Source organism: Nonomuraea sp. ATR24 (assembly GCF_041950485.1).
In the GTDB taxonomy this organism is placed as follows: domain Bacteria; phylum Actinomycetota; class Actinomycetes; order Streptosporangiales; family Streptosporangiaceae; genus Nonomuraea; species Nonomuraea ceibae.
In genome coordinates this window covers 559,180-583,876 of record NZ_JBGNUU010000004.1, presented here as the reverse complement: position 1 = coordinate 583,876, position 24,697 = coordinate 559,180, and the positions used below count along the sequence as shown (strand labels likewise).

The window sequence follows — 24,697 nt, the reverse complement described above, 5'->3', positions numbered from 1 at the left end:
CATCACAAGTGGCGGAACATGGGCGTGTTGCGGGGCTTGACGGCTCTAAGATCTACCTTCGGTTTACTGTGCGATCGGAGTTAGCCGTGAGTCGGTGGCGCAATGCGTGGATCGCCGCATCGATCGGAATGGCGGCCTCAGCCGCGTTCGTCGCGATACCCGCGAAGGCGAGTACGTTCAACCTCGTCGTCGACTACACGTGTACGGGCGGTATCGCCGGCTCGTCCGAGGTCAAGCTGAAAGCCCGGGTCCAGATCCCGACGGCCGTCCAGGTCGGCAGCATGCTCAAGCTCGGCTGGTCGATCGAGCATGCGAACACGCCGCGCTTCATCTCACCCGACTACTACGCCGAGGGCGCCAGGATGTCGCTGGTGGGCAACGTCAAGCTTGCCGGTGCTTGGAACGGCACGCTTGAGGCGCATGGCAGCGAGGACCAGGCGGCCCTCAAGCCCAACCAGCCTCTCGTCGCACCTGAGGGACTGTCCTCCGAGGCGCACATGACCAAAGAGGGCGTCATCAAGCTCACCCCGCAGGAGATGACGGTCGACTTTGTTCCCCCGGCCGGCGAGGTCATCGTCAACAACGACGACCCCCGTGTGAAATATGACGCTGGCTGGGCTCACAGCGGCACCACCCGACCGGAATACGGTGATCACCTCCGGGACGTGCACACCACCTCCACCCGCACGGACGAGGCGGTCATCCGCTTCCGCGGCACCGGCTTCGAGTACATCGGCCGCGAGATGCCCGACGTGGGTCGGGTCCGCGTGATCGTGGACGAGGACGCCTCGGCGATCGTCGACCCGACCAAGGACTCCAGCGGCAATCCGACCAACGCCACCAAGGGCAACATCTCCCTCTGGGAACGCAAGGACCTGCCGTACAAGGAGCACGTGGTCAGGATCCGAGCCATCGACGAGGGCAAGGACGTCCACCTGGATGCCTTCAAGCTGCACACGCGCGAGATGATCGACCCGCCGACCGAGCACAGGTCCACCTGCAGGGTCACGAGCAACCCGGACGCCGTCGAGATCACCGTGGGCAGCGGGCCCTCCTCGTCACCCGACCCGTCGGGAACGCCTCCGATCAGCCCGGACCCCACGCCGACGCAGACCAACACGAGCACCCCCGGACCCACTACCGCGACGACGCCGCCGAACCGGCATGTCCCCTGGCCCAGCACCAGTCACGTGGTCGTCGTGGTCCCGGGCAGCAGCAAGACCCCCACGCCCACGGCCAAGACCACGCCGGGCCCCACCGCCACCAACTACAAGGCCGCCCAGGTCGACACCACCCCGCTGGGCGGCGTGGACACCGGTGAGGCTCCCGAGCAGGTCGCGGGCGGCTCGTACGCGCTGATCGCCGGCGGGTCGCTGCTGCTGATGGGCAGCGCAGCCGGAGGGCTCCTGGTGCGGCGCCGCCGCGCCGGACACGCCGGAGGGACTGACTGATGAGCGAGCTGAAGTCGACGATGTCCAAGGCCACCCCGGCGCTGCTGATCGCCGGGTCGCTGGCCGGCGTGGGCGCCATCATGGTCGGCCTGCTGTCGCTGGCGCCGCCGGTGGACGACGGCTCCGGCCCGGTTCCGATGGCGGCCCAGCAGGACCCGGCGACGCTGCAGTATCAGAACGCGGGCGCGTTCGAGCTGCCGCCCAGCGTCGGCCCCGGCGGCGAGAACGTCCCCCTGACCCCGGCCCGCCTCGACGCGCCCCCGCCGCTGCCCGCCGAGGTCGTGGTCCCGGCCATCAAGCCGGTCAAGTCGAAGACGACCAAGGTCAGGCCCACCCGTATCCGCATCCCGGACATCAAGGTCAACGCCCCGATCAACACGGTCGGCCTCACCAAGCAGGGCGCCCTCGCCACCCCGCCGCTCAGCAAGCCCAACCTGACCGGCTGGTACGGCAAGAGCCCGCTGCCGGGCGAGCTCGGCCCCTCGGTGATCAACGGCCACGTCGCCACGAAAAAGGGCGCCGCTGTTTTCAAGCGTCTGAGCGAGCTGTCCAAGGGTGACCACATCTACGTGTACCGCTCGGACGGCAAGGTGACGCGCTTCACGGTCAGCGGCATCGAGCAGGTCGGCAAGAAGACGTTCCCCACCAAGCGCGTGTACGGCGATACGAAGGAAGCCCAGCTCAGGCTCATCACGTGTGGCGGGATCTACAACAAGGCGGCCCACAGCTACACGGACAACATCATCGTCTACGCCACCCTGTCCAAGAAGAAGGGCTGATACCGTCTTTTTGGTCTTTTACAGGAGATTGACAGGATTAGTCCGTATGATCTCAACCCAACCGTAACCAACGGCTGGAATCGTGGTACGCCCTGTTGTGACTGTGCTGAAACGGAGAAGGACAGTGCTGACGTCCAAGGCGCGGCGCCGCCTCGCCCTCAAGACATCCGCTTTCGCCCTTCTCGGTGCAGGTGTCTTCGGTGTCATCCCGGCAGTGGCCGCCCTCGCGGCGCCGGTGGAAGTGACCTACTTGTGTAAGCCGACCGGCGGGGAGCAGACGAGAATCCCGTTCATGATGGAGCTGAGGACGCCAACCGCGGCACCGACCCCCAGCGCCACCGTGACGGTCATGTGGGACATCAAGCAGCCGACGAACACGGCCAGCCAGTTGCAGGCGACCGCGGTGATCACGCCCAGCAGCACCGTCGTCGCGGAAGCCACCGTCACCCCGACCGGCAGCCCGTTGCCCAGCGCTCCGGTCCCGGCGGCGGCGACCGCCACCCCTGCGGCCGAAGTGGCCGCCGGGGCTCCGATGCCCATCCCAACCATGGGCATCGTGGTCCGGCCCACCGCCACGGGAATGGCCACCATCAAGGCGGGCGCCTTCAGCCTCAAGGTCAACGGGACCGTCTGGTACAGCTGCGAGCCGGGTCCGTCCGGCGGGCCTTCCGCCACCCTCGTCGTCGGCACGAGCACCGCCACGTCGACCTCGACTGGGACGCCCACGACAACCCCCACGACGACGCCCACGACCTCCACGCCCATCCCCACCAAGACCACCACGGTCTTCGAGACCGTGACGCCCACCCCCAGCGAGACGACCACCTCTCCTCGTAGCTCCGAGACCCCCAAGGACGGGGCCGACACCGGGGCCGGGGGGACGATGGGGCCCGATGGGCGGATGTTCCTGGCGGCCGGGTCGGCGCTGATCCTGGCGGCCGGGGCCGGGGGGCTGCTGATGCGGCGTCGCGGCGTATCCAAGGGATGATGGACCCGTGGCGAACCAGTACCCCTACGGCGCCGGCCCGCAGCCTCCGCAGGACGATGGCGGCAGCAGGGTCCTGAGGACGACGTTGCTGCTCGCCGCCGTGGCGGGCGTGGTGACGGTGGTGGCGGGGATGCTGATCGTGCTGGGCTCGCCGGAGGAGTACGGCCTGGCGAGCCAGCGTGATTCGCTGGGCCTGACGGCGCTGCCGGACGGTCAGGCGTCGGGGCAGCCGGAGCAGGCGCTGTTCCAGGCGGGGCCGGACGCGCCGCCGCCGCTGCCGCAGATCAAGCCGGCTCCGGCGATGCTGCCGTCGACCCCGGTGCGCATCATCATCAAGAAGCTGGGCGTGAACGCGCCGATCAAGTCCGTGGGCCTGGCCAAGGACGGCACGATCCAGGTGCCGCCGGCCGACAATCCCAACCTGGCGGGCTGGTACCGCAACATGTCGACGCCTGGTGAGGCGGGTCCGGCGGTGCTGCTGGGGCACAAGGACACGCGGACGCGGGCGGCCGTCTTCAACCGGCTGCCCGAGCTGCTCAACGGCGACCAGATCGAGATCAAGCGCCAGGACGGCATCACGGCGGTGTTCACGGTCGGCGGCATCGAGCAGGCGAGCAAGAAGACGTTCCCCTCCGAGCGCGTGTACGGCCCGCAGGAGAACGCCCAGCTCCACCTCATCACGTGCGGCGGCATCTACAACCGCAGCACGGGTCACTACACCGACAACGTCATCGTCTACGCGACGATGACGAGCTCCTATCGAAGCTGATCGCGGAGGCGCGCAATGGGCTGGATGGCGAAGCGGAGACTGCGAACTGGCCCCACGGCGGCTCTGCCCGCCAAGCCGGATCGCGCCGAGTTGCTGAGGCTGGTGCGGCTGGCCGATCCGGGGGCGCGCGAGGACGGCGACGACATCGTGGCGGTGGACGTACGGGTGCATGCCCCGGTGGAGGCGGAGCCGGAGCTGGTCGGCGGGGAGCTGGAGCGGGTCTGGGCGTGCCGGGTGGCGGCGGAGGGCCCGCTGCCGTTCGACTTCTTCGACCGTTTCCTGGCGGAGGGGCTGGCGTTCCGGCTGGGCGGGCTGGCCGTGTGCCGGGGCGAGGTGGACGATCCGGCCGATGAGGCGGCTCCGGGCGGTCCGGCGGTGATCCTGCCGGTGCGGCCGTCGGCGGAGGAGCTGATCGAGCTGCTGGAGGGCGAGGTCGAGCAGGAGGAGGAGTTCGTCTTCTCGGCGGGCGGGGTGCGGGCGCTGGTGGTGCCGCAGAAGGGGCAGCCGCCTGCGGTGAAGGAGCTGCTGCCGTTCGCCACGGAGCTGACGGCGATCGAGTTGCGCGGTGATGACCGGCTCAAGCTGGGCACGCTGGCGTTGTCGTTGTCGGAGGCGCTGAACGGCCTGGTCGTGGACCGGTGGCGGTTCCGGGTGGATCGGGCGGAGGAACTGCTTCCCCCGGCGAGGGCAGAAACCGAGTGACGTTCTGTTGTACCCTCTGCCTAAGAACCGAATATTGCTCGGTTTACAGGAGGCACTGTGGCAGAGGCGTACATCGTCGGGGCGGTCCGCACCCCGGTCGGCAAGAAGAAGGGCGGCCTGTCCACCGTCCACCCCACTGACCTGGCGGCGCACACGCTGAAGGCGCTGATCGACCGCACCGGCGTGGACCCCGCGGCGGTCGAGGACGTCATCATGGGGTGCGTCATGCAGTTCGGCCCCCAGAGCATGGACATCGCGCGCAACGCCTGGCTGTCGGCCGGGCTGCCGGAGACCACGGCCGGCGTCACGATCGACCGGCAGTGCGGCTCATCCCAGCAGTCGATCCACTTCGCGGCCCAGGGCGTGCTGTCGGGCACCCAGGACCTCGTGGTGGCGGCCGGCGTCGAGTCGATGAGCATCGTGCCGATGGGCTCGTCGATCACCGCCGCGCTGGAGAAGGGCATGCCGTTCCCGTTCGGCGACAAGTGGGTCGAGCGTTACGGCAAGCAGGAGATCTCGCAGTTCCGCGGCGCGGAGCTGATGTGCGAGAAGTGGGGCCTCAAGCGCGACGAGCTGGAGCGGTTCGCGTTCGAGTCGCACCAGCGGGCCGCCAAGGCCATCGCCAACGGCTATTTCAAGGACCAGATCGAGCCGATCAACGGCGTCGAGGACGACGAGGGCCCGCGCCCCGACTCCACGCTGGAGAAGCTGGCCACCTTGAAGACCCTCAAAGAGGGCGGCCAGATCACCGCCGCCACGTCGTCGCAGATCTCCGACGGCTCCGGCGCGCTGCTGATCGCCTCCGAGCAGGCGGTCAAGGACCACGGTCTCACCCCGCGCGCCCGCATCCACCAGCTCGCGCTCATGGGCGACGACCCGGTCTACATGCTGACCGCGCCCATCCCGGCGACGCAGAAGGCGCTGGCCAAGTCGGGCCTGTCGATCGACGACATCGACGTGACGGAGATCAACGAGGCGTTCGCGCCGGTGCCGCTCGCGTGGATCAAGGAGCTGGGCGCCGACCCGGCCAAGGTCAACCCGAACGGCGGCGCCATCGCCCTGGGCCACCCGCTGGGCGGCACGGGCGCGATCCTGATGACCAAGCTGCTGCACGAGCTGGAGCGCACCGGCGGCCGTTACGGCCTCCAGACGATGTGTGAGGGCGGCGGCCAGGCCAACGTCACCATCATCGAGCGGCTCTGACGCGAACCCAGGCGCCCCGGCCGGGTCAGGCCGGGGCGGCCTCGTCGTAGTAGACGGTCACGAACGGCCACGATGCGCCGTCGTCGTCCATGTCGTTGTGGAAGACCACGTCGCGGATGTCGATCGGCCCCATCTCCTCCAGGGTGCCGGCCAGCCGGCGCAGCAGCATCGGCACGTCGCCCTGCTCCTCGCCCGCCGGGTTGTTCAGCGAGAAGTGCCGCGTCTGAAGCTCGGCCATCCCTACTTTCTCCCTCTCTTCTGCTTGTTGCGGTCCCCGGAGAACTTCTCGGCCTTGCGCTCCTTGGCCTTCGCGCTGTTGAACAGCTTGTTGTCGAACTTCTTGCCGGCGTTCTTGGCGTCGACGGCCGCCTGTTCCTCGGGGCTGAGGTTGGCCTGGCTCTCGCTACGGCCGCGCCCGCCCTTGCGCCCGCCGCGCTGGAGGATGCCGGGGGAGCGGTCCATCAGGTTGCCCTGCGGGCGCAGCGGCATCCGGCCGGGTCCGGCGCCTGCCAGCGCCGGGCCGCCGGGGCCGCCGGGGCGGCGCAGGTTGTCCAGGATGCGGCGCATCGGGTCGGTGACGCGGCGGGCCAGGCCGGGCGCCAGCACCCGGCCGGTGCCCTCGGCGGCCTCCCGGTAGATCTTCATGCCCGCTCTCCTGGTGGCGAGCAGTGACGCCGTCGCGGTGAGGCTGGCGAACGGGCCGCCGCTCAGCAGCGCCATCGCCAGCCGTACGGTGCCGACCGCCGCGACCGTGCCCACGGCGATCTTGGTGGCGGTCACCACCGTGGCCATGCCGTCCAGCGCGACGGGCGCCATCCGGGTGGCCGCGGCGGCCTGGGCGAGGTGGCCGTTGCCGTTGCCGGTCTCCTGCCAGAGGCTCTGCAGCTCGGTGGCCGAGCCGCCCCGGTAGACGGCGGCCGAGCCGAGCACGGCGGCGTCCGCCTCGGCGCCCGACTGCGCGGCGTGTGCCTGCACCACGCGGGCCGCGTCGGCGTCGAGACGGACCTCGTCCTCGTCGATGTTGGGGAAGGGCAGCCCGGCCAGCTCCAGCACGGCGTGCAGCTCGGGCGGCAGGACTATGCCCATGGATCCAGCTCCGGCAGCGCGCTGGCCTGCTCGGCGGCCTCGACGTTGTCGGGCACCATGGCCATGCCGGCACCCACGCCGCCGATCGTCCCCGACAGGGCCGGCACGGTGGTCAGCATGGTGTGGCGGCACTCCACCCAGGCCTTCTCGAACTCGCTGAACAGCCCGTTGTCGCCCCAGCCGCCCGTTCTGGCGCGCAGCCGCTCCACCGCGGCCTCGTACTCTTCCCCGTGGACGCGCACCCGGACCGCCTGCTGCCGCAGCGCGCCCTTCGCGACTTCCATCCCCGTAGTCATGAATCCGACATTAATGGGTCACCTGTGACCAGTGTGACCAGTGTGAGTAATGTCGCTTGTCAGTCGAGCAGGTTCACCAGTCGTTCACGTACGGCGACCGGGTCGACGGCCCGGCCGGGGAACGCCTGCTCGAACGCCGATCGCAGCAGGTCGTCGGCCTGCCGCTGGGCGTCCTGCTGGGCCTGGCGCACGGCCAGCAGGATTTCGTCGGCGAGCGCCTGGCTGCCCTCGCGCACCGCGCGCGCGTCGAGCGTGATCTTGAGTACGCGCCCGTCGGCCGCCGCCGTGGCGTGCACGTGGCCCCGGTCGCCGCCGCCCGCGCCGACGATCTCGCCGAGCCGCTCCTCGCCCTCGGCTAGTAGCTCCAGGACCCGGGCGTTCTGCTCGTCGGCGCGGTCCACGTCCTGGGGACGGATGTCGCCGGGGTCGAGGTCGAAGCCGAACATCACAGCCCTCCCGTGTACAGCTCGCGGGCCGCGGACTCCACCCGGTCGCGCACGAACCGCTCGTCCAGCGGCTCGGGCAGCGTCCCGGCCCGGCCGGCGGCGTCCGCCACGATGTCGCCGGTGCGGCGCGCGGCCTCCTCCTGCGCGGCCTGGACCGCGGCGGTCACCTCGGCGCCCAGCCGCGCCACGTCGAGCCGCAGGGCGCGCGGGTCGATCTTGACGCCGGTCAGCGTGCCGCGCCCGTCGGCGACGGCCCTGATCATGCCCTGCGCGGCCTCGCCGGTCCCCTCGACGGCGGCGATCTGACGCTGGGCCTCGCGCAGGTGCCGCATCGCCGACCGCGTCTGGTCGACGACCTGGTCCAGGTAGAGGCGATCCTCCCGGGGGTCTGGCATGCGAAATCCCCTTTGTCTGGTCGAAAGTTGGCCCCACATCTTGACATGCGAATGCCCCGCCCCTCAGCCGGAGGGACGGGGCAGCCTGGGCGCTATGGGAGCTAGCGGCCCTTGGGCGGGATGCGCCGCGGCGGCGCGATCGGCCGCTGCGGCAGCTTCGGCATGGGCCGGGGCTGCGGGTGGCCGGGGACGTTCTTCTTGCCCGAAGCCTTCTGGCCCGAGGAACGAACACGCATGAAAGGGCTCCTTTACGTGAGGGCGACGCGGCCGTGGCCGGGTACGCGAGCTCAGCTAGCCGCGTCTGATGGGCGGATGGGCTGAGTGGCCGGGGCCGATCGGCCCGGGCGCTTCACAGGTAAAGGCGCATGTCCCCAAGGTAAGAGCCGCTCCGGCGGCGCCGCAACCGATTATTTCCGGACTTTCCATGATGGAAAGAGTGTGCTTAACTTTCCATCATGGAAAGTGAATCTGCCCGCCTCGCCCTGGAAGGCGTCGCCGAGGTCCGCGCCCGCGTGGCCGACCGCCTCGTCAGCCCGTGGTGGTATCACTACGGGCTGGCCGCCGCGATCCTGCTCGCTTACGTCTCGATCAGCTTCAGGTTCGCCTCGTACGGGGTGCCGTTCCTGGCCGTCGCCGCAGCCGGACTCATGATGGCGCTGAAGCGCGTGACCGGGATCGCGCCGCGTGCCCCGCGCGCCACCCCGGCGGTCGTGGCCTGGAGCCTGGTGGCGCTGGCGCTGACGGCCGGGGCGATGGCGCTGGAGTGGGGTGGCGGCGTGAAGGGTGCGGTCGCGGTGGCGGGCGTGGCCGTGGCCGCGATCGCCGTGGTCGCCGGCCGCCGGTCCGACCGGGCGCTGCGCGGCGAGCTGCGGGACGGTCATGACCCAGCCGGCCTTTGACGAGACCATCCACGCGCCGATCCGGCTGCGGATCTGCGCGATGCTCGCCGCCGTGGAGTCGGCCGAGTTCTCCGTCGTCCGCGACAGCATCGGCATCAGCGACTCCGTGCTGAGCAAGCACGCCAAGGTGCTCCAGACGGCCGGCTACCTCGACCTGGCCAAGGCCCGCCGCACCACCTGGCTCTCCCTGACGGCCTCGGGCCGGGCCGCCCTGGCCGGTCACCTGGCCGAGCTGCGCCGCATCGCCGCCCTCGCGGAGCTGACCGGGCCGGAAGGCTGACTCACCCGGGCGCGGGCAGCCGTTCCGGCACCGCGTTGTGCACCTGCTGGAAGATCACCGAGGTGCGGAACCCGGCGATCTCGCGCCGCTTGCTGAGGCGGTCCAGCAGGAACGCGTGCAGGTGGTCGAGGTCCTGGACGGCCACGTGCAGCAGGAAGTCGTCACCGCCCGCCAGCACGAACACGCTCAGCACCTCCGGCAGCTCGCCGGCCGACCGCACGAAGGCGTCGATGACCGCGCGGCTGAGCGGCCGCACCTGGACCGACACCATGGCCTGCACCCCGCGGTTGAGCGCCACGGGGTCGATGTCGGCGTGGTAGCCCCGGATCACCCCGCGCCGGGTCAGCGCCCGTACCCGCTCCAGGCAGGTCGATGGGGCCACGCCGAGCTGACGGGCGAGCTCGCGGTTGGACTGCCGCGCATCCGTTTGGAGAAGGCGGACGATCGCCGAATCAAGTTCATCCATGCCGGCATTCTGCCGTCCAGATCGGCCATCCGTTCGGCAGGCGGGCATCGGCGCCGTGCGGATGGCTACTTTCTGCACCCATGACGGAGCAAACGGCAAGACTGGGAGTGGGTCAGGGGACGGCGTTGCTCGTGGGGGCGGTGCTCGGGCCGGGGATGCTCGCGCTGCCGCACCTCGCGGCGGCGGCAGCGGGGCCGGCGTCGGTGCTGGCGTGGGCGGCGCTGCTCGTGCTGAGCGTGCCGGTGGCGCTGACGTTCGCGGCGCTGGGCAGCCGCCATCCCGGCGGCGGGGGAGTGGCGGCGTTCACCGGACTGGCGTTCGGCAGGCGGGCGGCGGCGGTGGCCGGCTGGTGGTTCTACGGGTCGGTCCCGCTCGGGATCGTCGCCGGCGCGCTGGTCGGCGGCCAGTACGTCGCCGCGTCGTCCGGCGTGCCCGCGCCGCTCGCCGCCGCGGTGCTGCTGGGCGGCGCGTTCCTGGTCAACGCCGCCGGGCTGCGGACCTCCGGACGGGTGCAGGTGGTGCTCGTCGGCCTGCTCGTCGCACTGCTGGCCGTCGCCGTGATCACCGCCGCGCCGCACGCCGAGGCCGCCGCCTTCACCCCTTTCGCCCCGTACGGCGCCGCGGGGGTGGTGAGCGCGGCCGGGGTGCTGCTGTTCGCGTTCGTCGGCTGGGAGGCGGCCAGCCACCTGTCGGCCGAGTTCGCCGCCAGAGGCGGGCTGCTCCGGGCCACGGTCGTCACGCTGGCCGTGATCAGCGTGCTCTACCTCGGCGTCTGCCTGACCACGATCGGCGTGCTCGGGCCGGCCGCGGCCACCACGCAGGCGCCGCTCGCCGCGCTGCTGGAGACCGGCATCGGCCCGGCGGCCCGGCCGCTGACCGGCGTGCTCGCGGTCCTGCTCACCTTCGGCGCGATCAACGCCTACGTCGCCGGGGCCGCCCGCCTCGGCGTGGCCCTGGCCAGGGACGGCGCGCTGCCGGGCTGGTTCGCCGGGGGCGGCACGCCGCTGCGCAGCCTCGGCCTGCTGGCCGTGATCACCGTTCCGGTGCTGGTGTGGGCCGTGGACCTGGACCTGCTGATGCGGGCCACGTCCGCGTGCCTGGCCGCCGTCACGTTCGCCGGGGTGACGGCCGCCGTACGGGTGCTGCCCGCCGGGAGGCACCGGGCGACCGCGCGGGCGGCGAGCGCGCTGTCGCTGGTCGCGCTCGCCGCCTGCGGCGCCTACCTGCTGGTGCCGGCCGTGCTGGCCGGAGTGGCCGTGATCGCGCTGAAGGCGGGGGAGCGGCGGCCACTGCCGCGGTGAAATCTCCCACCGGAGAGCGCAAAGCGCCCCCGCCGGGGCAGTACACACCAGCGCATGACAGGCGTAGCGTCGGCGGGAGGTGCCATGAGCGAGTACGCCAAGGCAAGGGAGCTGGGCGAGCAGGCCCGCGAGCGGGAATGGGCCCGGCCGAGCTTCGCCAAGCAGCTGTTCCTCGGAGATCTCCGGCTGGACCTGGTGCACCCGGTGCCGGCGCTGCCCGACGAGGACGCCAAACGGGGCGAGGAGTTCGTCAGGCGGCTGCGCCGCTTCCTGGAGACGCACGTGGACCCGGCGCAGATCGAACGGACGGCGCTGGTGCCGGACGAGGTGGTCAAGGGGCTGGCCGGGCTCGGCGCGTTCGGGATCACGATCGGGGAGGACTACGGCGGGCTCGGCCTGCCGTACCTGTACTACTGCCGAGCGCTCATGCTCGTCGGGTCCTACAGCCCGGCGCTGGCCACGCTGCTGTCGGCGCACCAGTCGATCGGCGTGCCGCAGCCGCTCAAGCAGTTCGGCACCGAGGAGCAGAAGCGGGAGTTCCTGCCCAGGTGCGCGCGGGGCGAGATCTCGGCGTTCCTGCTGACCGAGCCCGACGTGGGCTCCGACCCGGCCCGCCTGTCCACCACCGCGGTACGCGACGGCGACGACTACGTCATCGACGGCGTCAAGCTGTGGACCACCAACGGGGTGATCGCCGATCTGCTCGTCGTCATGGCCAGGACCGGCGAGAAGATCAGCGCGTTCGTCGTCGAGGGCGACTCGCCGGGCATCACGGTCAAGCGGCGCAACACGTTCATGGGCCTGCGCGGCATCGAGAACGGCGTGACCGAGTTCTCCCAGGTCAGGGTTCCGGCCCGGAACCTGATCGGGCGGGAGGGCCAGGGCCTGAAGATCGCGCTCACCACGCTCAACACCGGTCGCCTGTCGCTGCCCGCCACCTGCGCGGGCAGCGCCAAGTGGGCCGTCAAGATCGCCCGGGAGTGGGGCAACGCCCGAGTCCAGTGGGGCCGCAAGATCGGCGAGCACGAGGCCGTCGCCACCAAGATCGCCTTCATCGCGGCGAGCGCCTACGCCCTGGAGGCGGTCTGCGAGCTGACCGCCAGGATGGCCGACGACCGGCGCAACGACATCAGGATCGAGGCGGCGCTGGCCAAGCTGTACGCCTCGGAGCTGTCGTACCGGGTGCTCGACGAGCTGGTCCAGCTACGCGGCGGGCGCGGCTTCGAGACGGCGGAGTCGCTGGCGGCGCGCGGCGAGCGCGGCGTGCCCGCCGAGCAGATGCTGCGCGACTCCCGCATCAACCGGATCTTCGAGGGCTCCTCGGAGATCATGCGCCTGCTCATCACCAGGGAGGCGGTCGACGCCCATCTGACGGCCGCCGGTGAGCTGATCAACCCGGAGGCGGGCCCCAAGGAACGCGCCCAGGCGCTCAGGCGGGCGAGCCGGTTCTACGCCCGCTGGCTGCCGTCGCTGGTGACCGGCGCGGGCCAGCTCCCCACGGCCTTCGCCGGCTTCGGCCCGCTCGCCGCGCACCTGCGTTTCGTGGAGCGGACCAGCAGGAAGCTGGCCCGGGCCACCTTCTACGGCATGTCGCGCTGGCAGGGCAAGCTGGAGCACAAGCAGTCGTTCCTGGGCCGGATCGTCGACATCGGGGCGGAGACGTTCGCCATGACGGCCGTGTGCGTCAAGGCCGAGGAGGACGCGCGCGACCTGGGCCGCCGTCCGTACGAGCTGGCCGACACGTTCTGCCGTCAGGCCAGGTTGCGGGTGGACGCGCTGTTCGACCGGCTGTGGGACAACAGCGACGGGCACGACACGCGGCTGGCCGGCTACGTGCTCGACGGGCGCTACACGTTCCTGGAGGAGGGGGTGCTGGACCCGTCGATCGACGGGCCGTGGATCGGGACGCCCGAGGGCGGGGAGAGCGTGCGGAGAAAAATCCTCTGACGTGTGGTCTAGACCGGTTGTGCGAAACCTGTGGTCCGAGTGTTCTCAAACCGAGACCCACCGGTATAGACCGGTTGATGAACCCGGGCTTACTCTGGCGCACACGTGGCTTCCCAACCCCTGGACGGCGTCCTGAAGCTGGTACGGACCAGTATGACACCGTCCCACGAGAAGGCGGTACTGACGGTGAACATGAAACTTGTGGGCGGCGCCGCTCTCGGCCTGGCGACCATGCTGGTCCTGTCCAGCTGCGGCTCCAGCACGCCGGAGACCGGAGGCGGTGACAAGGCGGCCGGCGGTGGCCAGGTGACGCTGAAGATGGTCGCCGCCGACTACGGCGACGGCCCCGGCAAGCCCAACTCCGGCCAGACGTTCTGGGACGGCGTGGTCAAGGAGTTCGAGGCCGCCAACCCCAACATCAAGGTCGATGTCCAGGTCATCAACTGGAACGACATCGACAAGCAGGTCGCCACCATGATCCAGAACGGTCAGGTGCCCGACATCCTGCAGACCGGCGACTACTCCGGCTTCGTCGCCGACCAGCTCCTCTACAAGGTGGACGAGGTCCTCTCGCCCGAGGTCTCCGGCGACATGCTGCAGAAGTTCGCCGACTACGGCAAGGTCGACGGCACCGCGTACGGCATCCCGTTCGTGTCCTCGGCCCGCGCCCTGTTCTACAACAAGGAGCTGTTCTCCAAGGCCGGCATCGCCGAGCCGCCCAAGACCTGGGACGAGATCAAGGCCGCCGCCAAGAAGCTCAAGGACGCCGGCGTCAGCCAGCCCTTCGGCCTCCCGCTCGGCCAGGAGGAGGCCCAGGCCGAGTCGTTCCTGTGGATGCTCGGCAACGGCGGCGGCTACAAGGACGCTTCCGGCAAGTGGGCGATCAACTCCCCGCAGAACGTCGAGACCTTCACCTACCTCAAGGGCATGGTCGCCGAGGGCCTCACCACCCCCAACCCCGGCACCAAGGACCGCAAGACGGTCTGGGAGGACTTCGGCGCCGGCAAGGTCGGCATGGTCAACGGCGGACCCATGTCCATCCCGATCTTCGACGCGGCCGGTCTGAAGGACTACGGCGTCGTGCCCATCCCCGGCAAGGCGGGCCCGCTCGACACCACGCTCGGCGTCATGGACTGGATCATGGCGTTCAACAAGAACGGCCACGCCGCCGAGATCAAGAAGTTCTTCGACTTCTTCTACACCGGCAGCGCCGCGCAGAAGATCAGCGACACCTACAAGCTGCTGCCCGTCACCAACGGCGGCATCCAGAAGCTGTCCGGCGACGAGAAGCTCAAGCCGTTCCTCGACGCGCTGCCCAACGCCAGCTTCTACCCCTTCCAGGACCCCAAGTGGGCCGACCTGAACCCGGCGATCAAGCAGACCATCGGCGGAGCCGTCACCGACGACCCCGCCAAGGTCCTCGGCGAGCTGCAGAAGACCGCCGAGTCCAGCTGATCCATCAGTGGGTCCGTACGGCCGGCGTCCCCGTCCAGGACGCTGGCCGTACCGTCATGGAAGGTTCGTCATGAGAAGGTTGCGCCCCCTGGAGCCCCTCGCCTGGGTGGGGCCCGCCGTGCTGCTGATCGCGGTCGTCGTGATCTGGCCGGTGATCGAGATGGTCCGGTCGTCGTTCCTGCAGATCAGCCGGGTCGGCGTCGTCCGGGGCTACAACGGCTTCGACAACTACGACAAGCTGTTCGCCGAGAAGGACTTCGCGGACATCATGGTCCGCAGCGTGATCTGGGTCGTGGCCGTCGTCGCGCTCACCGTGCTGATCTCGCTCGCCCTCGCCCAGCTGTTCAACCAGCGCTTCCCCGGCCGCAAGATGGCCCGGTGGGCGCTGATCGCGCCGTGGGCCGCCTCGGTGCTGATGACCGCGATCGTCTTCCGCTGGATGCTCGACCCCGAGGTCGGCGTGATCAACCAGATCCGGCTGAAGCTCGGCCTCATCGACGCGCTCGGCGGCGCCGACGCCGACCAGCTCGGCGTGGCCGCCACCGCGATGCCGTGGCTGGTGTTCGTCGCGGTGTTCGTGTCGGTGCCCTTCACCACGTACGCGCTGCTGGCCGGGCTCGCCACGATCCCGTCCGACGTGTACGAGGCGGCCAAGATGGACGGGGCCTCGCGGCTGCGTACCTACTGGTCGATCACGCTGCCCCTGCTGCGGCCGGCGCTGACCGTCGCCGCGCTGATCAACGTGATGAACGTCTTCAACAGCTTCCCGATCATCTGGGCGATGACCCACGGGCAGCCGGGCTACTCGACGGCCACCTCGACCATCTTCATGTTCATCCTCAAGAGCTCCGACATCGGCGAGTCCGCCGCGATGTCGGTGGTCAACTTCGGAATGGTGCTCGTGATCACCGCCGTCTTCCTCAAGATCTCCCGCTGGAACAGGGCGGTGGCATGATGGCCGTCAAGACCGCGCCTCCGGCGCCTCCACGCTCCCACGCCCGCACCGCCCCGCGCGGCGGGCACGCGATGCCCAGGCTCAAGACGACGCTGGTCGCGGCGGCCGCGTACGTGATCGCCTTCATCTTCCTGTTCCCCTACGTGGTGATGGTGCTGACCTCGCTGCGCCCGCAGGAGTCCCTGCGCGACGCGACGCTGCTGCCCACCCAGTGGGAATGGTCGAACCTGGTCACGTTCTGGAGCAGCGGCCTGGCCGGCAACCTCGTCGTCACCCTCCAGGTGGCGGCCGGATCCACGGTCCTGGTGCTGCTGGTGGCCCTGCCGGCCGCCTACTACACGGCCCGGCACAACTTCCGCGGGCGCACCATGTTCCTCATCCTGGTGCTGATCACCCAGATGTTCCAGCCCACCGCCATGCTCGTCGGCATCTACCGGGAGTTCTCCCAGTTCGGGCTGGTCGACTCGGTCTGGTCGCTGATCCTGGTCAACGGCGGCTTCAACCTGGCCTTCGCCGTGTGGATCCTCAACGCCTACTTCGCCTCGATCCCGCGCGACCTGGAGGAGGCCGCGTTCCTCGACGGCAACGGGCGCTTCGGCGCGCTGTTCAGGGTCACGCTGCCGCTGGCCATGCCCGGCGTCATCACCGCGCTGATCTTCACGTTCATCGCCGCCTGGAACGAGTTCGTGGTGGCGCTCACGCTCACCACCACGCCCGAGAAGCAGCCGCTGACCGTGGCGCTGAACTCCTTCATCGGCCAGTATCAGGTCGACTGGCAGAACCTGTTCGCCGGCTCGGTGATCGCCACGATCCCCGTCATCATCCTGTTCGCGCTCATCGAGCGGAAGGTCGTCGGCGGCCTCACGGCCGGCTCGATCAAGTGACTAGCGCGGCACCCGGGCCACGCAGAACACGGTCTGGCCGAACGGCGGGCGGATGAACCGCTCGATCAGCCGGGTGGCCGGCACCACCGTGCGGTCGTAGATCTTGACCAGCCGCGGGTCCGGGTAGCCGACGCCACCCCGGCGCACCGCCGCCCACCAGGCGATGCCGCCCAGCATGTTGATCGGCTTGAGCACGTCGATGTCGAGCCCGGCCCGCGCCACGGTCGCGCGCAGCGTCTTGGGCGTGTAGCGCTGCACGTGACCGACCTTGCGGTCGAAGTCCCCGTACAGCTGCATGTAACCCGGCACCCAGATGATGATCCGGCCGCCCGGCAGCGTCACCCGCGCCAGCGACCGCAGCGCCTCCGCGTCGTCCTCGATGTGCTCCAGCACGTTCATCAGGACGACCGTGTCGACCTTGTCCTCCATCGGCACCTCGTCCGGCAGCGCGAACTGCAGCACGTCGATGTCGTCACGGCCCGCGAACCGCTTGCGGAGCTGCTCCACGCAGTAAGGGTCGAAGTCGCTGACCACCAGCCGGTCGAGCCGAGGCAGGAACTGCTCGGCGAAGTGGCCCAGCCCGGACCCGATCTCCAGCATCGACCGGCCCACGTGCGGCGCGACCATGTCGAACTCGTACTGCCGGTAGTTCTTCGCCTCGTCGCCGCCCAGGTGGTTCTCCAGGGCCTCGTCACCGGCAGCCGGTTGCACTACACGGTCATATCCAGAAGACATAGTCCCGTTCCTTTAAGGGGCTCGCGGAATGGCCCGAGTCTAGTGCCCTTCCGCCCGGGGCCGCCCATGCGATGAAATCTGAACTGCCCCATGGACGACGACGAGGCCATCGCCCGCTCCCTGCGCGGCGACCTGACCGCCTACGAGGCGCTGGTCGCCCGCTACAGCGCGCTCGCCCACCGCACCGCCGCCCTGCTCGGCGCCCGCGACGAGGCCGAGGACGTCGTCCAGGAGGCGTTCGTCAAGGCGTACCGGCACCTGCCGTCCTTCCGCCCCGGCTCACCGTTCCGGCCCTGGCTGCTGCGCATCGTCGCCAACGAGACGCACAACCTGACCCGGGCGCGCGGGCGTCGCTCCGAGCTGTCCGTACGGCTCGCCGCCACGGCCGACGTGGTCAGCGGGGACGACCCGGAAGGCGCCGCCGTGGCCACCGACCGGCGGGCCCGGCTCCTGAACGCCGTCCGCGCCCTGCCCGAACGGGAACGCCGGGCCGTCGTGTGCCGGTACTTCTTACAGCTGTCGGAGGCCGAGACCGCCCAGGTGCTCGGCTGGCCGATCGGCACCGTCAAGTCCAGGACCCACCGCGGCCTGGCCCGGCTCAGGAGGGAGGTGGGCGATGACCTCGGCTGAACACCCCGACGACCTGGAGGCCGAACTGCGCGCACTCGGCGACTCCCTCGACATCCCGTCCCCACCTCCCGACCAGGTAGCCGCCACCGTCCGCGCCCGCCTCACCCTCCCCGGCGACCACCCCTCCTCGCCGGCCGCCCCCCTGCCGGAGAACGCCCCGCCCGACGAGGAGCCGCGTCCGGCCGCCCCCTCCCCTCAGGAGGGCCGGCCGTCCCCGGTGGGCGGGAGCGTCCCGCCCGAAGAGGGGCGCGCCCCTGGCGGCGGGGAGCCACCACCAGCGGCCCCCTCCCCTCAGGAGGGCCGGCTGTCCACGCCGGGGCGCGTTCCGTCCGGTGGTGGGCGCTCTGTTCGTTGGGGGCGGCGGAGGTGGGTGGCCGTCGCGGTGGTGGCGGTCGTGGTGGCCGTGTGCGCGGCTACGCCGCAGGGCCGGGAGGCCGTGGTGGCGGTGCTGCGCCAGGCGGGGATCGAGCTGCGCCTGGGGAGCGAGCCCCCGGCGCCGGTACGGACCACGGCCACGCCGCCGGGCGAGCGCACCGTCCCCCCAGGGGACGTGCGGACCGGCTACCCCAGGGCTCTCGGCGCCCCCGAGCGGGTGACGACGGCCGACGACGGCAGGGTGGTGTCGATGTTCTGGCCGGGCGGCATCCGCTTCGACCGTATCGACGGGACCGTGGACCCGTACTTCTTCAAGAAGCTGGCCCCGCCCTTCCCCGAGCACGTCGAGGTGAACGGCGTCACCGGCTGGTGGGTGGCGGGCGAGCACCCGCTGGGCCACCTCACGCGTGACGACGGCGAGGAGATCCCGTTGCGCCAGGCGGCGGCCACGCTGGTGTGGCAGGTGGGGGACACCGGCTACAGGCTGGAAGGCGCGGGCTCCATGGAGCGGGCGGTGGAGCTGGCCCGTTCACTCGGGTGACACGAGCCAGTCGTCGATCTCCTTGAGCAGCTCCTTGCGCGTGGACTCGGGCGCGGCGGACGACCTGATCGACTGGCGCGCCAGCTCGGCCACCTCGGCGTCGCTGAGCCCGTGCACGTCGCGGGCGAGCTCGTACTGCCGCAGCAGCCGGGCCCCGAACAGCAGCGGGTCGTCCGACCCGAGCGCGATCGGCACCCCGGCGTCGAACAGCCGCCGCAGCGGCACGTCCGCGTCGCTCTCGGCGACGCCGAGGCCGACGTTGGAGGTGGGGCAGATCTCGCAGCAGATCTGCCGGTCGGCCAGGCGCTGCATCAGCCACGGGTCCTCGGCGGCGCGCACGCCGTGGCCGACCCGGTCGGCGCCGAGGTCGTCGACGCACTGCGCCACGCTGCGCGGCCCGAGCAGTTCGCCGCCGTGGGGGACGGCCAGCAGGTCGGCCCGTTTGGCGATGCGGAAGGCGCGTTCGAAGTCGCGGGCCTGGGCGCGGCGCTCGTCGTTGGACAGCCCGAACCCGACGACGCCCTGGCCGGCGTACTGCGTGGCGAGCCGGGCGAGGGTGTTGGCGTCGAGCGGGTGGCGGGTGCGGTTGGCGGCGACGACCACGGCGACGCCGACGCCCGCGGACCGGGCGGCCTGGCCGGCGGCGTCGAGCACCAGCTCCAGGGTGGCGGTCAGCCCGCCGAAGCGCTGCGCGTAGCCGGACGGGTCGACCTGGATCTCCAGCCACCGCGATCCGGCGGCGGCCTCGTCCTCGGCGGTCTCGCGCAGCAGCCGGTAGACGTGCTCGGTGCGGGTGAGCACCGAGCGGGCGATGTCGTACAGGCGCTGGAAGCGGAACCAGCCGCGCTCGTCGGTCGCCCGCAGTCTGGGCGGCCAGTCCTGCTCCAGCGCGTCGGGCAGGTGCAGGCCCTGCTCCCTGGCCAGCTCCAGCAGCGTGGTGTGCCGCATGGATCCGGTGAAGTGCAGGTGGAGATGGGCCTTGGGAAGGGTTTGCAGGGACCGTGCCATCGCCATATCTTGCCACCGGCCGCCCCCGGCCGGTGGCGGGTCAGCGAGCCTCGGCCAGCAGCTTGCCCAGCCTGCTGACGCCTTCGACCAGATCGTCGTCGCCGAGCGCGTAGGACAGCCGGAAGTAGCCGGGGGTGCCGAACGCCTCTCCGGGCACCACGGCGACCTCGGCCTCTTCCAGGATCAGCTCGGCCAGCTCCGCCGACGTCTGGGGCCGCCGCCCGCGCAGTTCCTTGCCGATCAGCTCCTTGACCGTCGGATACGCGTAGAACGCCCCCTTCGGCTCAGGGCAGAACACGCCCGGGATCTCGTTCAGCATCCGGACCATCGTCCGGCGGCGCCGGTCGAACGCCTCGCGCATCCGCGCCACGGCCGACAGGTCGCCGGAGACCGCCGCCAGGGCCGCCATCTGCGACACGTTGGCGACGTTGGAGGTGGCGTGCGACTGCAGGTTGGCCGCCGCCTTGACGACGTCGGGCGGGCCGATCAGCCAGCCGACCCGCCAGCCCGTCATCGCGTACGTCTTGGCCACGCCGTTGAGGATGACCACCTGGTCGCCCAGCTCGGGGACGGCCGTGGCGATGCTGGTGAACTCGGCGCCGCCGTACGTCAGGTGCTCGTAGATCTCGTCGGTGACCACCCACAGGCCGTTCCCGGCCGCCCAGCGGCCGATCGCCTCGGTCTGCTCGCGCGAGTAGACGGCGCCCGTCGGGTTGGACGGCGAGACGAACAGCAGGACCTTCGTGCGTTCGGTCCTGGCGGCCTCCAGCTGCTCGACGCTCGCCAGGTAGCCGGTGGTCTCGTCGGTCACCACGTCGACCTGGACGCCCCCGGCGAGCTTGATCGCCTCGGGGTAGGTGGTCCAGTAGGGGGCGACCACGAGCACCTCGTCGCCCGGGTCGAGCAGCGTCGCGAACGCCTGGTAGACGGCCTGCTTGCCGCCGTTGGTCACCAGCACCCGCGAGGCGTCCGTCGCGTAGCCGGAGTCGCGGCGCGTCTTGTCGGCGATGGCCTGCTTCAGCTCGGGCAGGCCGCCGGCCGGGGTGTACTTGTGGAAGCGCGGGTCGCGGGCGGCCTCCACGGCGGCCTCGACGATGTAGTCAGGCGTCGGGAAGTCGGGCTCGCCCGCGCCGAAGCCGATGACCGGGCGGCCGGCGGCCTTCATCGCCTTGGCCTTGGCGTCCACGGCGAGAGTCGCGGACTCGGAAATCGCGGAGATCCGTGCGGACACACGGGGTCTGGTGGACATGTGTCCATGCTCGCATGCCGCCCGTGACCTGGGCGATCGCTTATGGTTCGACGTGACGGAGATTCACCCGTACACTTTTCGCCAGGTCGTGCCGCCGCATGGTGGGTGCGGTTCGGTCCAGGCAGTGAGTCAATCAGGGTAGTGTGGTTGACGACATAGGGCACTGGCGCAATTGGTAGCGCACCGGTCTCCAAAACCGGCGGTTGGGGGTTCGAGTCCCTCGTGCCCTGCGAGTGCGGTCCGCGCAACGAAGGCGTGTCAGCGCGCCGCAAAACTGCGTTGGATACGACTGATTCAGGTGAGGACTGTGGCGATCGACACGCGCGGCGAGACCGCAGGCAAGCCTAGCGGTGAGAAGAAGAAGCGCACTTCTCCTGCCCTCTTCTACCGTCAGATCATCAGCGAGCTGCGTAAGGTCATCTGGCCGACACGCAAGGAGCTCGTCACCTACACGACGATCGTTCTGATATTCGTTGCGATCATGGTGGCGATCGTTTACGGGCTGGACGCCGGCCTCGGCTGGGCCGTCCTGGAAATCTTCGGCTGATCTGACTCCGCCGGTGCCCGCCTGACGCAGTCGCCGTTCGATTCAACGAAAGAGGAAGAGCCACCGTGTCCGAGTCTTCAGTGCCGGCGGACGACTCCCGCGACGAGCGGGACCGCGAGCCGGAAGAGGCCTTCGAGGCCGCTGAGGAGACCGTCGACGACGTCGCGGAGAGCGACGACGAGGCCGCCGAGGAGACCGAAGAGTCCCCCGTGGCCGCCGACGAGTCTCCCGCCGTCGACGACGAGGGTGACGCTCAGCCCGACGTCGACCCGGTCGAGGAGTTCAAGCGCGGCCTGCGCGGGCTCCCCGGCGAGTGGTACGTGATCCACTCCTACGCCGGTTACGAGAACCGGGTGAAGTCCAACATCGAGAGCCGCAACGTGTCGCTCAACATGGAGGACTACATCTACCAGGTCGAGGTGCCGACGCACACCGTCCAGGAGTTCAAGAGCGGCAAGAAGGTCCCGGTCAAGGAGCGCGTGCTGCCGGGCTACGTGCTGGTGCGCATGGAGCTGACCGACGAGTCGTGGGCCGCGGTGCGCAACACCCCCGGCGTCACCGGCTTCGTCGGCCTGTCCAACAAGCCCAGCCCGCTCAGCCTCGACGAGGTCGCCAAGCTGCTCGCCCCGGAGCCCACCGAGGAGAGCAAGAAGGCCACGACCAAGACCGCCACCGGCCCCACGGTCGAGTTCGAGATCGGCGAGTCGGTCACGGTCATGGACGGCCCGTTCGCCACGCTGCCCGCCTCGGTGAGCGAGATCAGCCCCGAGTCGCAGAAGCTCAAGGTGCTCGTGTCGATCTTCGGCCGGGAGACCCCGGTGGAGCTCTCGTTCAACCAGGTCTCGAAGATCTAGGACGATCACCTACACTTAGACGTTCGGTCGGCCGCCTGTCGCGAGGGCGGCCTCCGACATGTCCGGGCGCATCCGCGTCCGGACGGCATCGCAATCAGGACCCGGAGAAGGACACATGCCTCCGAAGAAGAAGATCGCGGCGCTGGTCAAGGTTCAGCTTCCCGCTGGCCAGGCCACGCCCGCCCCGCCGGTCGGTACCGCCCTCGGTCCGCACGGCGTCAACATCATGGACTTCGTCAAGCAGTACAACGCTGCCACGGAGGCCCAGCGGGGCAACATCATCCCCGTCGAGATCACCATCTTCGAAGACCGCAGCTTCACCTTCGTCACCAAGACGCCGCCGGCGCCCGAGCTGATCAAGAAGGCTCTGGGCCTCGACAAGGGCAGCGCGGTCCCGCACAAGGACAAGGTCGGCAAGCTCAGCCGCGACCAGCTGCGCAGCATCGCCGAGACGAAGATGCCCGACCTCAACGCCAACGACATCGAGGCGGCCGAGAAGATCATCGCCGGCACCGCCCGGTCGATGGGCATCACCGTCGCCGACTGACCCTTTCCCTGACCGTGGGAGGGCCGCACGCCGGCCCGCAGACCACAAGGAGACCGAGATGAAGCGCAGCAAGGCGCACAAGGACGCGGCGGCCAAGGTCGACCGCGACAAGCTCTACAGCCCCGCCGAGGCCGCCAAGCTGGCCAAGGAGACGTCCACCACCAAGTTCGACGCGACCGTCGAGGTCGCGCTGCGGCTGGGCGTCGACCCTCGCAAGGCCGACCAGATCGTGCGCGGCACGGTCAACCTTCCGCACGGCACCGGTAAGACCGCCCGGGTCCTGGTCTTCGCGACCGGTGACCGTGCCGAGGCGGCCCGCGAGGCGGGCGCCGACATCATCGGCGCCGACGAGCTGATCGACGAGATCGCCAAGGGCAACCGGCTCAACGAGTTCGACGCCGTGGTCGCCACGCCGGACCTCATGGGCAAGGTCGGCCGCCTGGGCCGCGTCCTGGGCCCGCGTGGTCTCATGCCCAACCCGAAGACCGGCACGGTGACCCCCGACGTCGCCAAGGCCGTGACGGAGATCAAGGGCGGCAAGATCGAGTTCCGCACCGACCGGCAGGCCAACCTGCACTTCGTCATCGGCAAGACGTCGTTCGGCGAGCTTCAGCTCATCGAGAACTACGCCGCCGCCCTCGACGAGGTGCTGCGTCTCAAGCCGTCGGCCGCCAAGGGCCGTTACGTCAAGAAGGTCACCTTCTCGACGACGATGGGCCCGGGCGTCCCGGTCGACCCCAACGCCACCCGCGGCCTCGCCGCGGAGCTGGAGGCCTGAGCCTCCTCCGCGTAGAAGAGCGCGCTCTCCCTTCGGGGCGGGCGCGCTTTTCGCATGTACGGGCCCAGCGCGTACGGTCAGCGCGTACGGGTCAGGGACGCCCCTGGGTTTTCCCGGAGATGTCGCGGGAAGACGCCACGGGCAGACTCCCGACACGTAGGGTCGAATCATGCTGAAGCGCAGGTTTTCTCTCGCCACCGCCGCGGCCGGTGCCGCTCTCGTCGCGGCCGCTGTGGCCGGTTGCGGAACGAACGCGCAGCCCCTCCACGTCAATCTGGCCGCCTCCGAGGTGCTGGCGCAGGCCGCCCAGCGGACGGCGGACGTCAGTTCCTACACGGTCGACGCCGTCGTCAACGTCTCGCATCCCGACCAGGGCGCCGGCAAGGTGCAGGGCCGCATGCTCTACCAGAGCAAGCCGGAGCTGGCCGTGGACCTCACGCTCGACAGCGCGGACGTCGGCGGCAAGGGCCTGCCGGGCGGCGCGCGGGCGGTGCTGCAGGGCGACACGGTGTACGTGAAGGTCGAGGCGCTCAACAAGATGCTCGGCGCGACCAAGCCGTGGATCAAGGTGCCGCTGGCCGAGATGGGCGAGCAGGGCCAGGTCGACCAGCTGCTGGGCCAGATCCAGCAGTTCGACCTCGCCAACGTGACGAAGATGGTCACCGCCTCCCAGAACGTCAAGGCCGTCGGCACCGAGAGCGTCGGCGGCGAGGACACCACCCACTACAGCGGCACGTTCCCGGTGGACGCCGCCGTGCGGCAGCTGCCCGCCGAGGAGCAGGAGCAGGCCAGGAAGGGCCTCGCCGAGTTCAAGGACGTCAAGTTCGACATCTGGGTGGCGGCCGACGAGCTGCCCCGCAAGCTCACGATGAGCGGCTCCAAGGACGGCGGCACGATGGACGCCGCGCTGATGTTCAAGGGCTTCAACGAGCCCGTCGACATCCAGGCGCCCCCGGCCGACCAGGTGGGTGAGCTGCCCAAGGGCACGACCAACTAGAGAGCGATTTGGAAACTCGGCGACCAGGCCGTACTCTGGTCGTTGCCGAAGACCGCCGGTCGTCGTCAGGTGCCTCAAATGCCTGGCGACCGAAGGATCCACGACTTCGTGGACGGCCCGCGCAGGTGTGAATG

At 70.2% G+C, this 24,697-nt stretch carries 30 protein-coding genes and 1 tRNA gene; 21 read left to right on the top strand and 10 right to left on the bottom strand.

Annotation, left to right across the window (positions count from 1 at the left end):
• Window positions 1–128: 128 nt before the first annotated feature.
• From ACBI99_RS13800 to ACBI99_RS13775, 6 genes are all read left to right on the top strand, one after another.
• On the top strand, window positions 129–1,451 hold the full coding sequence (locus tag ACBI99_RS13800; RefSeq protein ID WP_375072414.1) for a hypothetical protein: 1,323 nt from the start codon (window positions 129–131) through the stop codon (window positions 1,449–1,451).
• A complete protein-coding gene (locus ACBI99_RS13795) occupies window positions 1,451–2,230 on the top strand; it encodes a class F sortase (RefSeq protein ID WP_357592686.1) in 780 nt (259 codons plus the stop codon). Before ACBI99_RS13800 ends, ACBI99_RS13795 begins: the two co-directional genes overlap by 1 nt.
• 124 nt (window positions 2,231–2,354) lie before the next feature.
• Window positions 2,355–3,218, top strand: coding sequence for a hypothetical protein (locus ACBI99_RS13790; protein ID WP_357592684.1), 864 nt, complete (start codon window positions 2,355–2,357; stop codon window positions 3,216–3,218).
• A gap of 7 nt (window positions 3,219–3,225) precedes the next feature.
• Window positions 3,226–3,987 carry a class F sortase gene (locus ACBI99_RS13785; protein ID WP_219508792.1) on the top strand — a complete coding sequence of 254 codons (762 nt, stop codon included), beginning with the start codon at window positions 3,226–3,228 and terminating at the stop codon, window positions 3,985–3,987.
• Between the two features lie 24 nt (window positions 3,988–4,011).
• Window positions 4,012–4,689 (top strand): hypothetical protein, encoded by a 678-nt coding sequence (locus ACBI99_RS13780; RefSeq protein ID WP_219508790.1) that lies wholly within the window; start codon window positions 4,012–4,014, stop codon window positions 4,687–4,689.
• A 57-nt stretch (window positions 4,690–4,746) separates the two neighbouring features.
• The gene (locus ACBI99_RS13775) at window positions 4,747–5,892 is read left to right on the top strand and encodes an acetyl-CoA C-acetyltransferase (protein ID WP_219508789.1); all 1,146 of its coding nucleotides are present in this window, start codon (window positions 4,747–4,749) and stop codon (window positions 5,890–5,892) included.
• A gap of 25 nt (window positions 5,893–5,917) precedes the next feature.
• Here the strand turns inward: ACBI99_RS13775 and ACBI99_RS13770 are convergent, their stop codons facing one another.
• From ACBI99_RS13770 to ACBI99_RS13745, 6 genes are all read right to left on the bottom strand, one after another.
• Window positions 5,918–6,130 (bottom strand): hypothetical protein, encoded by a 213-nt coding sequence (locus ACBI99_RS13770; RefSeq protein ID WP_219508787.1) that lies wholly within the window; start codon window positions 6,128–6,130, stop codon window positions 5,918–5,920.
• Window positions 6,131–6,132: 2 nt separating this feature from the next.
• Window positions 6,133–6,978 carry a hypothetical protein gene (locus ACBI99_RS13765; protein WP_375072413.1) on the bottom strand — a complete coding sequence of 282 codons (846 nt, stop codon included), beginning with the start codon at window positions 6,976–6,978 and terminating at the stop codon, window positions 6,133–6,135.
• Entirely contained in the window at window positions 6,969–7,274 is a 306-nt protein-coding gene (locus ACBI99_RS13760; RefSeq protein WP_375072412.1) for a hypothetical protein, read from the bottom strand. Before ACBI99_RS13760 ends, ACBI99_RS13765 begins: the two co-directional genes overlap by 10 nt.
• 59 nt (window positions 7,275–7,333) lie before the next feature.
• Window positions 7,334–7,720: a YbaB/EbfC family nucleoid-associated protein gene (locus tag ACBI99_RS13755; RefSeq protein WP_219508783.1), complete on the bottom strand. Its 387-nt coding sequence runs from the start codon at window positions 7,718–7,720 to the stop codon at window positions 7,334–7,336.
• A complete protein-coding gene (locus ACBI99_RS13750) occupies window positions 7,720–8,115 on the bottom strand; it encodes a YbaB/EbfC family nucleoid-associated protein (protein WP_219508782.1) in 396 nt (131 codons plus the stop codon). The genes ACBI99_RS13755 and ACBI99_RS13750 overlap by 1 nt, the downstream gene beginning before the upstream one ends.
• 101 nt (window positions 8,116–8,216) lie before the next feature.
• Window positions 8,217–8,351 (bottom strand): hypothetical protein, encoded by a 135-nt coding sequence (locus ACBI99_RS13745; protein WP_375072411.1) that lies wholly within the window; start codon window positions 8,349–8,351, stop codon window positions 8,217–8,219.
• 219 nt (window positions 8,352–8,570) lie between these two features.
• Here ACBI99_RS13745 and ACBI99_RS13740 point away from each other — a divergent pair, with 219 nt between their 5' ends.
• Together ACBI99_RS13740 and ACBI99_RS13735 are read left to right on the top strand one after the other, a co-directional pair.
• Window positions 8,571–9,014, top strand: coding sequence for a hypothetical protein (locus ACBI99_RS13740; RefSeq protein ID WP_375072410.1), 444 nt, complete (start codon window positions 8,571–8,573; stop codon window positions 9,012–9,014).
• A complete protein-coding gene (locus tag ACBI99_RS13735) occupies window positions 8,995–9,294 on the top strand; it encodes a transcriptional regulator (protein WP_357593898.1) in 300 nt (99 codons plus the stop codon). The genes ACBI99_RS13740 and ACBI99_RS13735 overlap by 20 nt, the downstream gene beginning before the upstream one ends.
• Before the next feature lies 1 nt (window position 9,295).
• Here the strand turns inward: ACBI99_RS13735 and ACBI99_RS13730 are convergent, their stop codons facing one another.
• A complete protein-coding gene (locus tag ACBI99_RS13730) occupies window positions 9,296–9,760 on the bottom strand; it encodes an Lrp/AsnC family transcriptional regulator (RefSeq protein ID WP_357593900.1) in 465 nt (154 codons plus the stop codon).
• An 80-nt stretch (window positions 9,761–9,840) separates the two neighbouring features.
• Here ACBI99_RS13730 and ACBI99_RS13725 point away from each other — a divergent pair, with 80 nt between their 5' ends.
• The 5 genes from ACBI99_RS13725 to ACBI99_RS13705 all read left to right on the top strand — a co-directional run bounded on the left by ACBI99_RS13725 (window position 9,841) and on the right by ACBI99_RS13705 (window position 16,302).
• Complete coding sequence (locus ACBI99_RS13725; protein WP_375072409.1) at window positions 9,841–11,061, top strand: APC family permease; 1,221 nt, start codon at window positions 9,841–9,843, stop codon at window positions 11,059–11,061.
• 84 nt (window positions 11,062–11,145) lie between these two features.
• Complete coding sequence (locus tag ACBI99_RS13720) at window positions 11,146–13,008, top strand: acyl-CoA dehydrogenase family protein (protein ID WP_375072408.1); 1,863 nt, start codon at window positions 11,146–11,148, stop codon at window positions 13,006–13,008.
• A 192-nt stretch (window positions 13,009–13,200) separates the two neighbouring features.
• A complete protein-coding gene (locus ACBI99_RS13715; RefSeq protein ID WP_375072442.1) occupies window positions 13,201–14,463 on the top strand; it encodes an extracellular solute-binding protein in 1,263 nt (420 codons plus the stop codon).
• Between the two features lie 70 nt (window positions 14,464–14,533).
• Window positions 14,534–15,418: a carbohydrate ABC transporter permease gene (locus ACBI99_RS13710; protein ID WP_246645798.1), complete on the top strand. Its 885-nt coding sequence runs from the start codon at window positions 14,534–14,536 to the stop codon at window positions 15,416–15,418.
• Window positions 15,415–16,302: a carbohydrate ABC transporter permease gene (locus ACBI99_RS13705; RefSeq protein WP_246645797.1), complete on the top strand. Its 888-nt coding sequence runs from the start codon at window positions 15,415–15,417 to the stop codon at window positions 16,300–16,302. Before ACBI99_RS13710 ends, ACBI99_RS13705 begins: the two co-directional genes overlap by 4 nt.
• On the opposite strand, the gene ACBI99_RS13700 is transcribed toward ACBI99_RS13705, so the two are convergent.
• Window positions 16,303–17,013 carry a class I SAM-dependent methyltransferase gene (locus tag ACBI99_RS13700; RefSeq protein WP_308125935.1) on the bottom strand — a complete coding sequence of 237 codons (711 nt, stop codon included), beginning with the start codon at window positions 17,011–17,013 and terminating at the stop codon, window positions 16,303–16,305. It abuts the gene before it with no gap.
• A 114-nt stretch (window positions 17,014–17,127) separates the two neighbouring features.
• Between ACBI99_RS13700 and ACBI99_RS13695 the strand changes: the two genes are divergently transcribed.
• Together ACBI99_RS13695 and ACBI99_RS13690 are read left to right on the top strand one after the other, a co-directional pair.
• The gene (locus ACBI99_RS13695; RefSeq protein WP_375072407.1) at window positions 17,128–17,667 is read left to right on the top strand and encodes an RNA polymerase sigma factor; all 540 of its coding nucleotides are present in this window, start codon (window positions 17,128–17,130) and stop codon (window positions 17,665–17,667) included.
• Window positions 17,654–18,583, top strand: coding sequence for a hypothetical protein (locus ACBI99_RS13690; protein ID WP_375072406.1), 930 nt, complete (start codon window positions 17,654–17,656; stop codon window positions 18,581–18,583). Before ACBI99_RS13695 ends, ACBI99_RS13690 begins: the two co-directional genes overlap by 14 nt.
• Here ACBI99_RS13690 and ACBI99_RS13685 read toward each other — a convergent pair.
• Together ACBI99_RS13685 and ACBI99_RS13680 are read right to left on the bottom strand one after the other, a co-directional pair.
• Complete coding sequence (locus ACBI99_RS13685; RefSeq protein WP_357593909.1) at window positions 18,572–19,591, bottom strand: adenosine deaminase; 1,020 nt, start codon at window positions 19,589–19,591, stop codon at window positions 18,572–18,574. The genes ACBI99_RS13690 and ACBI99_RS13685 overlap by 12 nt on opposite strands.
• A 40-nt stretch (window positions 19,592–19,631) precedes the next feature.
• Window positions 19,632–20,840 carry a pyridoxal phosphate-dependent aminotransferase gene (locus tag ACBI99_RS13680; protein WP_375072405.1) on the bottom strand — a complete coding sequence of 403 codons (1,209 nt, stop codon included), beginning with the start codon at window positions 20,838–20,840 and terminating at the stop codon, window positions 19,632–19,634.
• Window positions 20,841–20,997: 157 nt separating this feature from the next.
• On the opposite strand from ACBI99_RS13680, the gene ACBI99_RS13675 reads away from it, so the two are divergent.
• From ACBI99_RS13675 to ACBI99_RS13650, 6 genes are all read left to right on the top strand, one after another.
• Window positions 20,998–21,070 (top strand) — tRNA-Trp (locus ACBI99_RS13675).
• A 77-nt stretch (window positions 21,071–21,147) separates the two neighbouring features.
• Complete coding sequence (secE, locus tag ACBI99_RS13670) at window positions 21,148–21,387, top strand: preprotein translocase subunit SecE (RefSeq protein WP_219508767.1); 240 nt, start codon at window positions 21,148–21,150, stop codon at window positions 21,385–21,387.
• Between the two features lie 65 nt (window positions 21,388–21,452).
• Window positions 21,453–22,241, top strand: a complete 789-nt coding sequence (nusG, locus tag ACBI99_RS13665; protein WP_219508766.1) for a transcription termination/antitermination protein NusG — start codon at window positions 21,453–21,455, stop codon at window positions 22,239–22,241.
• Between the two features lie 115 nt (window positions 22,242–22,356).
• On the top strand, window positions 22,357–22,788 hold the full coding sequence (gene rplK / locus ACBI99_RS13660; RefSeq protein ID WP_219508764.1) for a 50S ribosomal protein L11: 432 nt from the start codon (window positions 22,357–22,359) through the stop codon (window positions 22,786–22,788).
• 58 nt (window positions 22,789–22,846) lie between these two features.
• Window positions 22,847–23,566: a 50S ribosomal protein L1 gene (rplA, locus tag ACBI99_RS13655; protein WP_219508763.1), complete on the top strand. Its 720-nt coding sequence runs from the start codon at window positions 22,847–22,849 to the stop codon at window positions 23,564–23,566.
• Window positions 23,567–23,735: 169 nt separating this feature from the next.
• Window positions 23,736–24,563, top strand: a complete 828-nt coding sequence (locus tag ACBI99_RS13650; protein ID WP_375072404.1) for a DUF1396 domain-containing protein — start codon at window positions 23,736–23,738, stop codon at window positions 24,561–24,563.
• Window positions 24,564–24,697: the final 134 nt, after the last annotated feature.

Excerpts from the sequence above, each read along its gene's own strand:
- ACBI99_RS13800 (WP_375072414.1), top strand. The coding sequence starts at position 129 with ATGGCGGCCTCAGCCGCGTTCGTCGCGATACCCGCGAAGGCGAGTACG.
- ACBI99_RS13795 (WP_357592686.1), top strand. The coding sequence starts at position 1,451 with ATGAGCGAGCTGAAGTCGACGATGTCCAAGGCCACCCCGGCGCTGCTG.
- ACBI99_RS13780 (WP_219508790.1), top strand. The coding sequence starts at position 4,012 with ATGGCGAAGCGGAGACTGCGAACTGGCCCCACGGCGGCTCTGCCCGCC.
- ACBI99_RS13770 (WP_219508787.1), bottom strand. The coding sequence starts at position 6,130 with ATGGCCGAGCTTCAGACGCGGCACTTCTCGCTGAACAACCCGGCGGGC.
- ACBI99_RS13765 (WP_375072413.1), bottom strand. The coding sequence starts at position 6,978 with ATGGGCATAGTCCTGCCGCCCGAGCTGCACGCCGTGCTGGAGCTGGCC.
- ACBI99_RS13760 (WP_375072412.1), bottom strand. The coding sequence starts at position 7,274 with ATGACTACGGGGATGGAAGTCGCGAAGGGCGCGCTGCGGCAGCAGGCG.
- ACBI99_RS13755 (WP_219508783.1), bottom strand. The coding sequence starts at position 7,720 with ATGTTCGGCTTCGACCTCGACCCCGGCGACATCCGTCCCCAGGACGTG.
- ACBI99_RS13750 (WP_219508782.1), bottom strand. The coding sequence starts at position 8,115 with ATGCCAGACCCCCGGGAGGATCGCCTCTACCTGGACCAGGTCGTCGAC.
- ACBI99_RS13745 (WP_375072411.1), bottom strand. The coding sequence starts at position 8,351 with ATGCGTGTTCGTTCCTCGGGCCAGAAGGCTTCGGGCAAGAAGAACGTC.
- ACBI99_RS13740 (WP_375072410.1), top strand. The coding sequence starts at position 8,571 with ATGGAAAGTGAATCTGCCCGCCTCGCCCTGGAAGGCGTCGCCGAGGTC.
- ACBI99_RS13735 (WP_357593898.1), top strand. The coding sequence starts at position 8,995 with ATGACCCAGCCGGCCTTTGACGAGACCATCCACGCGCCGATCCGGCTG.
- ACBI99_RS13730 (WP_357593900.1), bottom strand. The coding sequence starts at position 9,760 with ATGGATGAACTTGATTCGGCGATCGTCCGCCTTCTCCAAACGGATGCG.
- ACBI99_RS13725 (WP_375072409.1), top strand. The coding sequence starts at position 9,841 with ATGACGGAGCAAACGGCAAGACTGGGAGTGGGTCAGGGGACGGCGTTG.
- ACBI99_RS13720 (WP_375072408.1), top strand. The coding sequence starts at position 11,146 with ATGAGCGAGTACGCCAAGGCAAGGGAGCTGGGCGAGCAGGCCCGCGAG.
- ACBI99_RS13715 (WP_375072442.1), top strand. The coding sequence starts at position 13,201 with ATGAAACTTGTGGGCGGCGCCGCTCTCGGCCTGGCGACCATGCTGGTC.
- ACBI99_RS13710 (WP_246645798.1), top strand. The coding sequence starts at position 14,534 with ATGAGAAGGTTGCGCCCCCTGGAGCCCCTCGCCTGGGTGGGGCCCGCC.
- ACBI99_RS13705 (WP_246645797.1), top strand. The coding sequence starts at position 15,415 with ATGATGGCCGTCAAGACCGCGCCTCCGGCGCCTCCACGCTCCCACGCC.
- ACBI99_RS13695 (WP_375072407.1), top strand. The coding sequence starts at position 17,128 with ATGGACGACGACGAGGCCATCGCCCGCTCCCTGCGCGGCGACCTGACC.
- ACBI99_RS13690 (WP_375072406.1), top strand. The coding sequence starts at position 17,654 with ATGACCTCGGCTGAACACCCCGACGACCTGGAGGCCGAACTGCGCGCA.
- ACBI99_RS13685 (WP_357593909.1), bottom strand. The coding sequence starts at position 19,591 with ATGGCACGGTCCCTGCAAACCCTTCCCAAGGCCCATCTCCACCTGCAC.
- ACBI99_RS13680 (WP_375072405.1), bottom strand. The coding sequence starts at position 20,840 with ATGTCCACCAGACCCCGTGTGTCCGCACGGATCTCCGCGATTTCCGAG.
- rplK (WP_219508764.1), top strand. The coding sequence starts at position 22,357 with ATGCCTCCGAAGAAGAAGATCGCGGCGCTGGTCAAGGTTCAGCTTCCC.
- rplA (WP_219508763.1), top strand. The coding sequence starts at position 22,847 with ATGAAGCGCAGCAAGGCGCACAAGGACGCGGCGGCCAAGGTCGACCGC.
- ACBI99_RS13650 (WP_375072404.1), top strand. The coding sequence starts at position 23,736 with ATGCTGAAGCGCAGGTTTTCTCTCGCCACCGCCGCGGCCGGTGCCGCT.